The 13,280-nt window shown below is 73.0% G+C and carries 12 protein-coding genes; 3 read left to right on the forward strand and 9 right to left on the reverse strand.

Annotated features, from left to right (window positions below):
- Positions 1-19 precede the first annotated feature (19 nt).
- Positions 20-433: an SsgA family sporulation/cell division regulator gene (locus DC008_RS02675; RefSeq protein ID WP_108705522.1), complete on the reverse strand. Its 414-nt coding sequence runs from the start codon at positions 431-433 to the stop codon at positions 20-22.
- A 426-nt stretch (positions 434-859) separates the two neighbouring features.
- On the opposite strand from DC008_RS02675, the gene DC008_RS02680 reads away from it, so the two are divergent.
- Positions 860-2,227 carry a PP2C family protein-serine/threonine phosphatase gene (locus tag DC008_RS02680; RefSeq protein ID WP_108705523.1) on the forward strand — a complete coding sequence of 456 codons (1,368 nt, stop codon included), beginning with the start codon at positions 860-862 and terminating at the stop codon, positions 2,225-2,227.
- Positions 2,228-2,256: 29 nt separating this feature from the next.
- On the opposite strand, the gene DC008_RS02685 is transcribed toward DC008_RS02680, so the two are convergent.
- A complete protein-coding gene (locus tag DC008_RS02685; RefSeq protein ID WP_108705524.1) occupies positions 2,257-3,750 on the reverse strand; it encodes a DNA-binding protein NsdB in 1,494 nt (497 codons plus the stop codon).
- A 233-nt stretch (positions 3,751-3,983) separates the two neighbouring features.
- Between DC008_RS02685 and DC008_RS02690 the strand changes: the two genes are divergently transcribed.
- Both DC008_RS02690 and DC008_RS02695 read left to right on the forward strand, forming a co-directional pair.
- Positions 3,984-5,126 (forward strand): aminoglycoside phosphotransferase family protein, encoded by a 1,143-nt coding sequence (locus DC008_RS02690; protein ID WP_108705525.1) that lies wholly within the window; start codon positions 3,984-3,986, stop codon positions 5,124-5,126.
- A 252-nt stretch (positions 5,127-5,378) separates the two neighbouring features.
- On the forward strand, positions 5,379-7,301 hold the full coding sequence (locus DC008_RS02695; protein WP_108705526.1) for an N-acetylmuramoyl-L-alanine amidase: 1,923 nt from the start codon (positions 5,379-5,381) through the stop codon (positions 7,299-7,301).
- Positions 7,302-7,320: 19 nt separating this feature from the next.
- On the opposite strand, the gene DC008_RS02700 is transcribed toward DC008_RS02695, so the two are convergent.
- The 7 genes from DC008_RS02700 to DC008_RS02730 form a co-directional block, all read right to left on the reverse strand.
- Positions 7,321-7,818, reverse strand: coding sequence for a hypothetical protein (locus DC008_RS02700; RefSeq protein ID WP_055619707.1), 498 nt, complete (start codon positions 7,816-7,818; stop codon positions 7,321-7,323).
- A 74-nt stretch (positions 7,819-7,892) separates the two neighbouring features.
- Entirely contained in the window at positions 7,893-8,795 is a 903-nt protein-coding gene (locus tag DC008_RS02705; protein ID WP_108705527.1) for a universal stress protein, read from the reverse strand.
- Positions 8,796-8,930: 135 nt separating this feature from the next.
- Positions 8,931-9,176: a DUF397 domain-containing protein gene (locus DC008_RS02710; RefSeq protein ID WP_062669662.1), complete on the reverse strand. Its 246-nt coding sequence runs from the start codon at positions 9,174-9,176 to the stop codon at positions 8,931-8,933.
- 118 nt (positions 9,177-9,294) lie between these two features.
- Positions 9,295-10,461: a thiolase domain-containing protein gene (locus DC008_RS02715; RefSeq protein ID WP_108705528.1), complete on the reverse strand. Its 1,167-nt coding sequence runs from the start codon at positions 10,459-10,461 to the stop codon at positions 9,295-9,297.
- Positions 10,458-11,507 carry a thiolase domain-containing protein gene (locus DC008_RS02720; RefSeq protein WP_108705529.1) on the reverse strand — a complete coding sequence of 350 codons (1,050 nt, stop codon included), beginning with the start codon at positions 11,505-11,507 and terminating at the stop codon, positions 10,458-10,460. The genes DC008_RS02715 and DC008_RS02720 overlap by 4 nt, the downstream gene beginning before the upstream one ends.
- Entirely contained in the window at positions 11,504-12,445 is a 942-nt protein-coding gene (locus DC008_RS02725) for a Zn-ribbon domain-containing OB-fold protein (RefSeq protein ID WP_108705530.1), read from the reverse strand. The genes DC008_RS02720 and DC008_RS02725 overlap by 4 nt, the downstream gene beginning before the upstream one ends.
- Before the next feature lie 13 nt (positions 12,446-12,458).
- The gene (locus DC008_RS02730; protein ID WP_108705531.1) at positions 12,459-13,259 is read right to left on the reverse strand and encodes a crotonase/enoyl-CoA hydratase family protein; all 801 of its coding nucleotides are present in this window, start codon (positions 13,257-13,259) and stop codon (positions 12,459-12,461) included.
- Between the last annotated feature and the right edge of the window lie 21 nt (positions 13,260-13,280).

The raw sequence follows: 13,280 nt of genomic DNA on the forward strand, positions 1-13,280 counted from the left end.
CTCGTCGTTCCGCGCCCGGTCACACACCGTCGAAGAGCGCGCTCAGGCCGCGTTCCACGGCCTCGCCCAGGTCCTCCTCACCCGGCGCGACCACGGCGCACGTGCGCAGCAGGAAGCGCTCGAGGGCGGGGGTGTCGAACTGGAGCAGCGCCATGCCGTGCGGGGAGTGCAACTCGACGACGGTGCGCTCTCTGCCGCAGGGCCAGACGCGCACGTCGCCGTCCCCGGCCGGCCCGCGCAGCCCGGCGTCCAGCAGGCCCCGGGCGAACGTCCAGACGGCACCCCGGCCGTCGAGGGAGACCTCGCCGGGGAAGTCGAGATGCACCGCCAGCGGGTCCGTGGACCGGTACCGCAGCGTGGCGGGGACGGGGAGTTCGCGCTCCTCGCCGGTGATCAGGCGGGCGTGGGCGGGCTGCTCCAGGGCGATCTCCATGGACACTCTCCCCTGCGTCGGCGGACGGTGATTTTTGCGGCTTGCTTTTAGGAGCCCGCAATCACCTTTCGCATGACACCTCCGCCTGGATTCTTTTTGTGAACTGCATCACTTCCGCGGAGTGCAACCGTCCGAGGCACGGCCGCCACGACTCGCCCTTAGAACAGCTGACCGTCGAACATGTGCATGAGTGTCGCCGGGCCACCCCGGACGCCCCTCATTTCACGTACGCCGCATACGACTTCACCGCGGCGGACACGTACACCATGCGTACCGCATGACCTGTTCCGGAAGACTCTGGCATATGCCGGACGCACCACCGCATCGGGTGTTGCCAAATCCCTTACGGGGCGTCGCGGGCTGTGCGACAGTCGTAACGGTCCCTCCGTCGTTCCTGGTCGTACCGTCCCCTCATCGGAGAGCGTCATGCCGCCCCATGTCTCCGCGGACCGCCCCGCCGCACAGCCCCCCGGACCCGGTCCGGTCGACGCGCTGATCTCTCAGACGCGACGGCTCAAGGGCGAGGTGGACGCCGTGCGGAGGGACACCCCGAGCGACGCCTCCGGAGCCCGCGAGCGCTGGCAGCGCGCCCTGTGCGACCTCGCCCTGCATCAACTCGACGACCTCGACGCCCACCTCGCCCAGCTGCGCGACGGCCCCGCCCCCGCTCCGGCGGCCCGTACCGACGCACTGCTCAGCCGGGTCGGCAGCGCCGAGTGGAACCTCCTCACCGACGAGGCCAGCTGGTCGGGCGAGCTGTACCAGATCCTCGGACGGGACCCGGCCGCGCCACCGCTGACGCTCGACGAACTGCCGTCCCTGGTGCACGACGAGGACCGGCGCCGGCTCACCACGATGGTCACGGCCTGTCTGATCGACGCACAGCCGATCGACGGGGAGTTCCGGATCGTCCGGCCCGACGGCGAGCTGCGGACCGTGCACATGATGGGCGAGCCGGTGCTCGACCCCGACGGCGGCGCCGCCTCGATGTGGGCCGTACTCCGGGACGTCAGCGAGGTGCGCCGCCGGCGGCGCGCGGTCAGCGACACCCGGGACGCGGTGCCGGCCGAGCGGCGACTCATGGCCGAGGTGCGCGAGGCGGTGCTGCCGCCGTGGCGGACCGCCCCGCGGCCGGCCCGGCAGGCCCCCGGCACCCTGGACATCGCGGCCCACCGGCTGTCGTCCCCGACGAGCGCCCCGATCGGCGTCGACTGGTACGACTCCCTCGAACTGACCGACGGGGCCACGCTGTTGACCGTCGGCGATCTCACCGGGCACGACGTCGCCGCGGCCACCGGCACGGCCACCCTGCTGGGTGCCGTACGCGGTATGGCCATGGCCGGCACCCGACCGGGACAGCTGCTCTCCTGGCTGGGGCACCTTCTGGACACCGGAGACCTGCCGGTCCTCGGCAGCGCGGTGTGCTGCCGCTACCGGCCGGACACCCGCACGCTGACCTGGGCGAGGGCCGGACACCCCGCCCCGCTGCTGTTCCGCGGCGGGACGGGACACAGGCTGGACTCGCCCTGCGGCCCCCTGCTGGGGGCGACCCCGGGCGCCGTGTACGGCGAGGCCGAGGAGACCCTCCAGGAGGGCGACCTGATCGTGCTGCACACCGACGGACCGGTGGCGGGGCACGACGGCATGGACTTCTCGCGCCGGCTCCTCGACCTGGCCTCCCGCTTCGTCGAGGCAGGCACCGCACAGGACTGCGTACGGCTGGTCACCGAGGAGTTCGGTGAAAGGGAGCACGAGGGCGACGCCTCCGTACTCATGGCCAGAGCGACGTCCTAGCGAAACGGATCGCGCTGACGCTTCTGCCGCTACGCCTGGGCGGTGCCGTCTTGGGGCTTCCTCGCCTTCGGCAGCGCCAGCCGGATCTCCTCCCGCAGCTCATGGATCTTCGGGTAGCTGGAGTACTCGGCGGTGAGCCGGTACATCTGCCGGAGCCGGTCCCAGGTGCGGCCGGAGGAGTTGGAGCCCATCGACATCAGCGCCAGCCGCGCGTATCGGTCGGCCTGTTCGGGGTCGTCAGCGATGAAGCAGGCGGACGCCATGGACAGATGGTCGAAGATCTTCGACCGCTCCCGGCCGTCGACGCGCAGGGCCAGGGCCTTCTCCGCGAAGTGCTGGGCGTGGGCGGCCGCTCCGGGCTCGAACTCGGCAAGAGTGCGGTACGCCAGGGCCTGCATCCCGTACAGATCCTCGTCCTTGAAGGTCTGCATCCAGCTGGGCGGCGGTACGTCGCTCTTGTCGGAGACGAAGAGCTCCTCGGCCTGCCCCAGTGTGCGGCGCATGGCCTGGCCCTTGCCCATGGACGCCTGCGCCCAGGCCTCGATGGTGTGGAACATGGCCTTGGTGCGCGGCAGGACCTCGTCGCCCGAGCCGGACTGGGCGAGCTTCATCAGGTCGAGCGCGTCGTCGGGCCGGCCGAGGTGCACCATCTGGCGCGCGGCCCGGGAGAGGGCCTCCCCGGCACGGGGCCGGTCGCCGCCCTCACGGGCCGCGTGGGCGGCGATGACGAAGTACTTCTGGGCCGTGGGCTCCAGGCCGACGTCGTGCGACATCCAGCCCGCGAGGACGGCGAGGTTGGCGGCGACGCCCCACAGGCGCCGCTGGAGATGGTCGGGGTGTCGGTAGGCGAGCATGCCACCCACCTCGTTCAACTGGCCCACCACAGCCTTGCGCTGGAGTCCGCCGCCACGGGCGGCGTCCCAGGCCCGGAACACCTCGACCGAGCGCTCCAGCTCCTCGATCTCCTGCGATCCGATGGGGGCGGCCTCGTAACGGTCGAACCCGGCGGGGTCGGCGTGCAAGGGGTCGTCGAACTGGGGGGCTTCGGCCCTGAGGGCCGGGTCGGTGCGCAGCCAGTCGTGCATGGCGCTGCTGAGTGCGGATCCCGCGGCGAGCGCGGCACCCGCGCCCACCAAGCCGCGTCGGTTGAGCATGAGGTCCATTCCCGTGAATTCGGTGAGGACCGCGGCGGTTCGCTCGGGCGCCCACGGCACACCGTCGGGATGCTCCACGCTCCCGGCGTCCTGCCGTCTCCCCGTACGCCCGTGCCGGACCAGACCGAGGTCCTCGATGGTCACGACACGGCCGAGACGCTCGGTGAACAGGGCCGCCAGCACCCGCGGCACCGGATCGCGCGGGATCTCTCCCATGTCGATCCACCGCCGCACCCGCGAGGTGTCGGTCGCCAGCTGGGGGTGGCCCATGGCCGCCGCCTGCCGGTTGACCAGTCTCGCGAGTTCGCCCTTGGACCAGCCGGCCAGGCCGAACAGATCCGACAGACGGGTGTTGGGTTCTCCGCTCACGTCAAGCCCCCAGGTTCTCGGCTGAGTTGACAGTAGCCCGGTGAAAGGTGCCCCGGGACTATTCGCCAGGGTTCGCCAGGGTGCGCCAGATGGTGTGCCACCTGGCGACGGGTGTCAGGTAGGAACGCGCCACCCCGACCCGGTCGCCGGGGGACATTCCCCAGGGTGTATCCGGCGGCCGGGTCGGGAGGGCGCATTGACGTCGCAGGCACACGAAGGGATCTGTTTCTCCCATGTACGCAGCATCGTCCTCCGTGTCCGCCCCGCCCCGGCCGCTGCGTGCCCGCCCGGCGGGTGGCGGTCCCTACCTCGACCCCGCGCGTCCGGGGCCCGCTCCCGTGCTCGGCGCGGGCCGGCCGCGGCGTCCCGCGGGGCTCGGCACCCAACCGCTCAGCGGGAGACTCGACTTGTCCGGTCCCCAGGGCGCCCAGCTGCGCGCGGCGATCGCGTCGGTGCACCGGATCTGTCCGGAGTTCGCGCCGGTGCAGGTGCTGCGCCGCAGCGGACGCTCCGTACTCCTGGTCGGCACGACCGGGCGCAGTACGGCGGTCGCCAAGTGCTTACTCGACCAGTCCCCCGCGTGGGCGGAGCGGATCCGGCACGAAATAGCGGCATACCGCTCGTTCGTCCGGCATCGCCCCCCGGTGCGGGTGCCGAGACTGATCGCGGCGGATCCGGACAACGGCACCCTGGTCATCGAGCGAATGCCCGGCCGGGTGGCGGCACTCCAGCGGCATCCGGTGGAGGCGCCGCCGCGGGCGGACATCAGAGCGGCACTCGGCGCGATCTGCCGGCTGAACGCGTGGCGGCCGCCCGCGGGCACGTTCGACGCCCCGCTGGACTACGCGACGCGGATCTCCCGGTACCACGATCTGGGTCTGCTCACCGACCGGGACATGGGGGATCTGCAGAAGCTGCTGCACGGCATCGCGACCTCCGCGGGCCGGCAGGGCATGGGCCAGTTCTGCCACGGCGACGCACTGCTCTCGAACATCCTGCTCTCACCGGCCGGTCCAGTGCTGGTGGACTGGGAGCACGCGGGCTGGTACCTGCCGGGGTACGACCTGGCGACGCTGTGGTCGGTGCTCGGGGACGCGCCGGTGGCCCGGCGGCAGATCAGCCAGATCGCCCAGTCGGCGGGCCCGGCCTCCCGGGACGCCTTCCTGGTGAACCTGATGCTGGTCCTGACCCGTGAGATCCGCACCTACGAGATGGCGGTGCAGCGTTCGATGCACGATCCGGCCCCGACGGCACCCGGAACGGCCCATCAGGGTGCCGCGCCGTCCGGCGAGGAACAGCGGCTGCTGCTGAGGCGGCTGCACGACGACTGCCAGTTGGCCCGCCGGGCCGTACGCGCGGCGGTCGGCACTCGCTGACGGGGACTGAGGCCCGCGGCGCGCCCTGAAGATCAGGGGGCGTTCCGCGGGCCTTCGTGCGTCCGGTCATTGGGGTAGGCCACTGACGCCGCGCAGGCCCGGCGCCCGCCCCCGCGAAACTCCCGGGAACACCCGGTTGACATGGGTATTCGCCCAGCCCTTGGCATGATTGACGGATCGTCTGACAGCGGGTACCACTGACCTCGCCCGGCCCGCACGGCTCAGCGCGCACGACCGTCCCAGGAGGCTGCTTTGCGAGGATCCGTCACCGCCGTCGCCACCGCGGCCCTGTTGGTGCCCCTCATCGGGGCGGCCCCGTCCGGCACCCGCACCGACTCCGGCGACCGGCTCCAGTCGGCCTTCGCCGCGGCCGCCGCCGAGTACCACGTCCCGTCGAGCGTTCTGCTCGGCGTCTCCTACCTCCAGTCCCGCTGGGAGACGCACAACGGTGCGCCCAGCGTGTCCGGGGGCTACGGCCCGATGCATCTCACCGACGCCCGCGCGGCGCTCGCGGACACGGCCCCGCACCACAGCGAGGGCACCGAGGACCCGCGCGGCGACAGCGCCCGCCCTGCGCCGCCCCCGGTGGCGAAGGCGCTGAAGACCTCCGAGATCCCGGCCCGGCTGAGGACGCTGCCGAAGGCGGCGGAGCTGACGGGGCTGAGCGCAGATCGTCTGCGCAGTGACCCGGCCGCCAATGTGGCGGGCGGCGCCGCACTGCTGGCGGCCGCGCAACGGGAGCTGGGTGAGCCGCTGAGCTCCGACCCGGCCGACTGGTACGGCGCGGTGGCCCGGTTCTCCGGCGCCGACGACTCGGCGACGGCCGCGGCGTACGCGGACGACGTCTTCGAGGTGCTGCGCACCGGGCAGGAGCGCCGCACCGACGAGGGGCAGCGGGTGGAGCTGGCCGCGCGGCCCGGTCTCGTCCCCGACACCGACCAGCTGAAGGGCGCGGGGCTGCGCCGGGCGAAGGCCGCGCAGACGGAGTGCCCGCCGACGGTGTCCTGCGAGTGGATCCCGGCGCCCTACGAGGAGTTCGGGGACGGCGACTACGGCAACCACGACCTGGGGAACCGTCCGAAGGACCAGAAGATCGAGTACATCGTCGTCCATGACACCGAGGGCGCCTGGGAGGGCGTCCTGAACATGGTGCAGGACCCGACCTATGTGTCCTGGCAGTACACCCTGCGGTCCACGGACGGGCACATCGCCCAGCATGTGAAGGCCAAGGACGTGGCCTGGCACGCGGGAAACTGGTACGTCAACGCCAAGTCGATCGGCCTGGAGCACGAGGGCTTCCTGACCCGGCCGGACTCCTGGTACACGGAGGCGATGTACCGCTCCTCGGCGCGGCTGGTCTCCTATCTCGCCGAGAAGCACGGCATCCCGCTGGACCGGCAGCACATCCTCGGGCACGACACGGTGCCGGGGCCGACGACGTCGACGATCGGCGGGATGCACACCGACCCCGGCCCGTACTGGGACTGGCGGCACTACTTCGAGCTGCTCGGCCGGCCTCTGGTGCCGACCGCCGGCGCGAAGGGCGGCCTGGTGACGATCCGCCCCGACTACGCCTCGAACCGGCCCGAGTTCACGGGCTGCACGACGGCGGGCGAGCCGTGCGCGGCCCACGGTTCCAGCGCGGTGCGGCTGTACTCGGGGCCCGGTGAGTCGTACCCCCTGATCAAGGACATCGGTCTGGGGTCGAACCCCACCAAGGGTGTGAACGACCTGTCGTCGCGGGTGTCGACCGGGCAGCAGTTCGCGGTCGCCGGCCGGGACGGCGACTGGACGGCGATCTGGTACCTCGGGCAGAAGGCGTGGTTCAGGAACCCGGCGAAGAAGCCGACGGCCGTCCACGCGGCCGGTGACGTGGTCACGCCGAAGGACGGTGCGGAGAGCGTGCCGGTGTACGGCCGGGCCTACCCCGAGGCGTCCGCGTATCCGGCGGACGTGCCGGCGCAGGCGGTGTCGCCGCTGCCGTACACGCTTCCGGCCGGGCAGCGGTATGTGGTGGGCGGCAAGGTGCCCGGCGAGTACTACTACGCGGTGACCTTCGACGAGGGCTCGCACCGGGTGGTGCGGGGCAAGGACCTCTACTACGAGATCCAGTACGGGCACCGGGTGGCGTTCGTGCGGGCCGCCGATGTGAAGGTGGTGCGCTCGGACGGCTGACGGGCCGCCCCCGCCGGGCTCAGCCCTGCTGGAAGAGCTCGGCGGGCAGCGGCTTCAGCAGCGCGTAGAGGTCGTCGGTGATCGGGCGGTCCCAGGCGGCGATGGTCACCAGGACGTTGTCGCTGCGGTCGAACTGCACGCAGGAGATACGGCTCTCGGAGAGCTTGAGCCGCCGCACGATCAGCAGGTTGTCGCCCTGCATGACGGGCACGTCCTCGCTGCCGACGACGGTGACGTCCTCCTCGTTCTCCAGGGCCAGCAGCAGCTGCGCCACCTCGAACGGGATCTCGCCCTCGTCGGTCTCGCGGGCCGGGGAGCCCTCGGGCAGATTGCCGATGATCATGGCGGGGCCGCGGCCGCCGAAGAGGTCGTAGCGCAGGAAGACGCCCTGGCAGCTGCCGTCGGGAGCGGGCAGCAGCCCGGCGCCGAGGTTGCCGGGCCAGTCGCCCGGGTCCATGGCCAGTACGTCGAAGTCGGGCCCGGCGGGCGTGGCGCTGCGGCGGCGGAGGAACGACATGCCGCCATGGTACGTGGCCGGGCCTGTTCCACGTCGTGCGGGCGAGGCGTGCGGGAGGCCGGTCGCCCGGTGTGTCAGTCCTCCGCGGGGGCGGGCGGGACCACCGCCACCGGGCTCGCGGCGTGCAGCAGGACCGCCTGGGTGACCGAGCCCATCATGCGGGCCGGGGCCAGCAGGCGGCGGCGGTGCCGGCCGACGACGACGAGGGCGGCGTCCTGGCTGGCGGCGACGAGCGCGCCGGCCGCGTCGCCGGGGGCCGCGGTCGCATCGGCGCGCACCTCGGGGTGGCGGGCCCGGTGCGGGGCGAGGAAGCCCTCGGCGAGGCTGCGGGTCTCGGCCTCGACGGCGTCCTGGTCCTCGCCCGGCTGCACGATCTGGGCGGTGGCCGTCGTCCACAGGTGCAGCGGCCAGGTGTAGGCGGCGACGGCCTGGAGCCGGGCGCCGCGCCGGGCGGCCTCGGCGAAGGCGAAGGACAGCGTGGCCTCGTCGGGGCTGTCGACCTGGAGTCCGACGACGACGCGGGGTCCCGGCTCGACGGGCGGGCCGTCGTGGACCCGTCGTCCCGGCTTGGGCACGACGACGACCGGGCATTCGGCGTCGCGGGCGGCGGCCAGGCCGGTGGAGCCGAGCAGAAGGCTGGCGAAGCCGCCGCGGCCCCGGGAGCCGAGCACCAGGAGCTGGGCGGTCGAGCCGAGCGCGGACAGCGTCCCGACGGCGCCTTCCAGAGCGTGGTACGCGATCGTCGGCTCCTCTTCGCGGCCCGCCAGGTAGCGGCGCGCGAGGTTCAGGACCGTGTCGTCCTCCGGCTCGGGACGGCCGACGGGCAGGGAGTCGGGCCGGGCCCACGCGGGGTACTGCTGGACGTGGACCACGCTCAGCGGCGCGTCGCGCGTAAGCGCGGCCTCGAACGCCCAGTCCAGTGCGACCAGGCTGTCGTCCGAACCGTCGACCGCCGCGATGACCGGCAGGGTGCTCATGGGATCCTCACCTCCGGAGTACGACCTTCGCGCCCCGGGGCCAGCCTGACGCAGGCGCCGGCCCGGGCACGGTTGTCCAGGTCGCGTGTCCGGAAAAACGGCCGCGACACCCCCGGAACGGCTCCGGAACCGCCCCTAGGTGAGGTCGAACTCGCCTTCCCTGGCGCCGGACACGAAGGCGCCCCACTCGGCCGGGGTGAAGATCAGGGAGGGGCTCTCCGGCCGGTCGCCGTTGCGCATGGCGATGAAGCCTTCGACGAAGGCGATCTGGACATCCCCCAGGCCACGGCTGCTCGAGTGCCAGTCCGCGTTGCTGAGGTCCAGCTCCGGCTTGTCCCAGCCCGCGAGCGGCGACTGCTGCTGGATGGTGCTCTCGGCCACGTCCGTGCTCCTCCCGGTTCGTCGTCCGCGGCCAGCCTAGCGACCGGTTCCTGGTGCCAACAGGCCACGTGAGGGGGACCTTTGTGCGGGCCGGTGGCACCGGCGTCCGGGCATGCGCTCAGGCGTCGGGCGGGGCGGAGCCCACGAGCCACATCGCGAAGAACTGCGAGCCCCCGCCGTAGGCGTGCCCGAGCACCCGGCGGGCGCCGCCCACCTGGTGTTCCCCGGCCTGTCCGCGGACCTGGAGGGCCGCCTCGGCGAAGCGGATCATGCCGGAGGCGCCGATCGGGTTGGTGGACAGGACACCGCCGGACATGTTGACGGGCAGATCGCCGTCGAGTTCGGTGACCCCGGCCTCGGTGAGCTTCCAGCCCTCGCCCTCGGCGGCGAAGCCGAGGTTCTCCAGCCACATGGGCTCGTACCAGGAGAACGGCACGTACATCTCGACGGCGTCGATGTCCCGGCGCGGGTCGGTGACGCCGGCCTGCCGGTAGACGTCGGCGGCGCAGTCGCGGCCGGCGCGGGGCGAGACGAAGTCCTTCCCGGCGAACAGGGTGGGTTCGCTGCGCATGGCGCCGCCGTGCAGCCAGGCGGCCGGCCGGGGCGAGCGGGCCGCGCCGGCCCGGTCGGTGAGGACCATGGCGCAGGCGCCGTCGGAGGAGGGGCAGGTCTCCGAGTAGCGGATCGGGTCCCAGAGCATCGGCGACGCCTGGACCTTCTCGAGCGTGATGTCGTGCTCGTGGAGGTGTGCGTGGGGGTTCTTCAGCGCGTTGCGGCGGTCCTTGTAGGCGACGAGCGCGCCGATGTGGTCGGGGGCGCCGCTGCGCCGCATGTAGGCGCGCACATGGGGGGCGAAGAAGCCGCCGGCGCCGGCCAGCAGGGGCTGCTGGAAGGGGATGGGCAGGGACAGTCCCCACATGGCGTTGGACTCGGACTGCTTCTCGAAGGCGACGGTGAGGACGGTGCGGTGGACGCGGGCGGCCACCTGGGTGGCGGCGACGAGGGCGGTGGACCCGCCGACGGACCCGGCGGTGTGCACCCGGAGCATGGGCTTGCCGACCGCGCCGAGCGCGTCGGCGAGGTACAGCTCGGGCATCATCACGCCCTCGAAGAAGTCGGGCGCCTTGCCGATGACCACGGCGTCGACGTCCGCCCAGGTCAACTCGGCGTCGTCGAGGGCGCGTCGGGCGGCCTCCCGGACGAGCCCGGCGATCGAGACGTCCCTGCGGGCCGCCACGTGCCGGGTCTGGCCGATGCCGACGACGGCCACGGGTTCCTTGCTCATCGCGGATCCCCTTCGAGTACGGCGACCAGGTTCTGCTGCAGACAGGGGCCGGAGGTGGCGTGCGCGAGCGCCCGGTCGGACGCGCCGCGGTGGATGCGGGCGGCGGCCTCGCCGATGCGGATGAGCCCGGCGGCCATGACGGGGTGGGCGGCGAGGGCGCCGCCGGAGGGGTTGACGCGGACGCCGTCGCCGAGCCGCAGCGCCTTGCGCAGGACGATCTCCTGCGAGGTGAAGGGCGCGTGCAGTTCGGCGGTGTCGACGGGCCGTTCGAAGGCGCCCGCGTGTTCGGCGGCGAGCCGGGTGGAGGGCGAGTCGGTGAGGTCCCGGACGCCGAGGCCGTGCGCCTCGACGCGGTGGTCGATGCCGCGGATCCAGGCGGGGCGTTCGGTCAGGGCGCGGGCCCGCTCCCCCGCCGCGAGGATGACGGCGGCGGCCCCGTCGCCGACGGGCGCGCAGTCGCCGCGCCGCAGCGGCCGTACGACGTGGTCGCCGTGCGGGACCGGGCCGCGGAGCTGCGCGTGCGGGTTGGCGGTGGCGTTCTCGCGGTTGCGGGCGGCGACGGCGGCGAGTGCGGGTTCGTCGGTGTCGCCCGCGTCGATCAGCGCCTGTGCCTGGAGGGCGGCGAGGGCGACGGAGTCGGGCCAGAGCGGGGCGACGTAGTAGGGGTCGAGCTGGCGGGTGAGGACGTCCCGCAGGGAGCCGGGCGAGGACTTGCCGTAGGCGTAGACGAGGGCGGTGTCGGCGTCGCCCGTCCGCAGCTTGGTCCACGCTTCGTAGAGCGCCCAGGCGCCGTCCATCTCGACGTGGGACTCGGAGATCGGGGGCCAGGCGCCGACGCCGTCGAGGGCGAGGGTGAAGGAGAAGGCGCGGCCCGCCAGGTAGTCGCTGGAGCCGGAGCAGACGAAGTCGAGGTCGGCGGTGCGCAGTCCGGTCCGCGCGAGCACGTCGTGCAGGACGGGCATCAGCAGTTCGACCTCGGACAGCTCCTCGCTGGTGCGCCGGTGGTCGGTCTGGGCGAAGGCGACGACGGCGATCTCGCGGTTCACAGCAGCTCCCGGTAGGTGTCGTAGTCCGCGTCGGGTTCGCCCGTGGGCCGGTAGTGGTCGGGGTGGCGGGCGCCCCCGGTCCACACGGGTTCGACGCGCAGCCCCATGCGCACCCGGTCGTAGGGGATGCCGCCGATCCGGCCGTGCAGGGCGAGGTCGGCGCCGTCCAGGGCGATGTGGGCGTAGACGTACGGCACTTCGATGTCGAGGCCCCGCGCCTTGATGTTGACGATGCAGAACGTGGTGACGGTGCCGCGGGGGCCGACCTCGACCCGCTCGGAGGTGGCGACCCCGCAGGTGGGGCAGGCGCCGCGGGGCGGGACGTAGACCTTGCGGCAGGAGGGGCAGCGCTCTCCCACGATGCGCCGCTCGGCGAGGGCGTCGAGGTGGGCGGTCTGGGCGCGGCCGGGTGTGTAGGTGTAGTCGAGGCGGGCGGGGGCGACGATCCCGGTCACCGGGTCCGCGAAGTCGCCGCAGTGGCCGTCGGGTTGGGCGGGTCCGCCGTCGTACGGCTCGAAGCAGGCGATGTCGGTGATGGCGCCGGAGCGTTCGGCGGCCCAGCGGACGCGGACCCGCATGCCGGTGCGTACGGCGTCGGGGCCGGGGGCGTCGAGGGCGTGCAGGAGGGCGGTGTCGGCGCCGTCGAGGCGTACGAGGACCCAGGCGAAGGGGGTGTCCAGGGGCTGGCCGCGGCGGGGGGCGTGGTTCCAGGCCCAGGTGGTGACCGTGCCGGTGGGGGCGACCTCGACGAGGTCGCGGATCTCCTCGGCGGTGACGGGGTCGTACTCGGCGGGCGGGACGAGGGTGCGGCCGTCGGTGGTGCGCACGCCGAGGACGACGCGTTCGCGCAGGCCGGTGAGGAAGGCGCTCTGCACGGGTCCGAGGGACCGGGTGAAGGGGAACTCGACGACCAGGGGGGCTTTCAGGACGTCCGGCACGGTGGCTCCCTCGCTAGGCGCGTTTGTAGACGGGTGGCCGTTTCTCGGCGAAGGCGCGGGCGCCTTCCTTCGCGTCGGCGGTGTCGAAGACGGGCCAGCCGCGCTTGAGTTCGGCGGCGAGGCCGTCGGTCTCGGTCATCTCGGCGGTCTCGTACACGGACGCCTTCACGGCCTCGACGGCGAGCGGTGCGCAGGAGTTGACGCGTTCTGCGATCTCCAGGGCCTTCTCCAGGGCGGTGCCGTCGGGCACGACGTGTCCGATCAGGCCGATGGCGGCGGCCTCGCGGGCGCTGTAGGGCCGTCCGGTGAGCAGCATCTCCAGGGCGTGGGTGCGGGGGATCTGGCGGGGCAGGCGCACGGTGGAGCCGCCGATCGGGAAGAGGCCGCGGCGGACCTCGAAGAGTCCGAGGACGGCCGACTCGCCGGCCACCCGGATGTCCGTGCCCTGGAGGATCTCGGTGCCGCCGGCGACGCAGTACCCCTCGACGGCGGCGATCACCGGTTTGCGCGGCCGGTGGTGGCGCAGCATCGCCTTCCAGTGCAGGTCGGGGTCGGCCTCGAGCCGGTCGCGGTACCCCTCCCCCGCCATGCCGTCGCCGGCGAGGGCCTTGAGGTCCATGCCGGCGCAGAAGGCGCCGCCCGCGCCGGTGAGCACGATCGAGCGGATCGAGTCGTCGGCGTCGGCCTCGGCCCAGCCGTCGTGGAGTCCGACCAGCATCGGCAGCGAGAGGGCGTTCCTCGCCTCGGGCCGGTCGAGCGTGAGCACCAGCGTGGCGCCCTCGCGCCGCACGGTGAGGTGTTCCGTCCCGCCCATGAGCCGTCTCCCGTCTGTCGA

Origin of the sequence: Streptomyces nigra (assembly GCF_003074055.1) — a bacterium.
GTDB lineage: Bacteria > Actinomycetota > Actinomycetes > Streptomycetales > Streptomycetaceae > Streptomyces > Streptomyces nigra.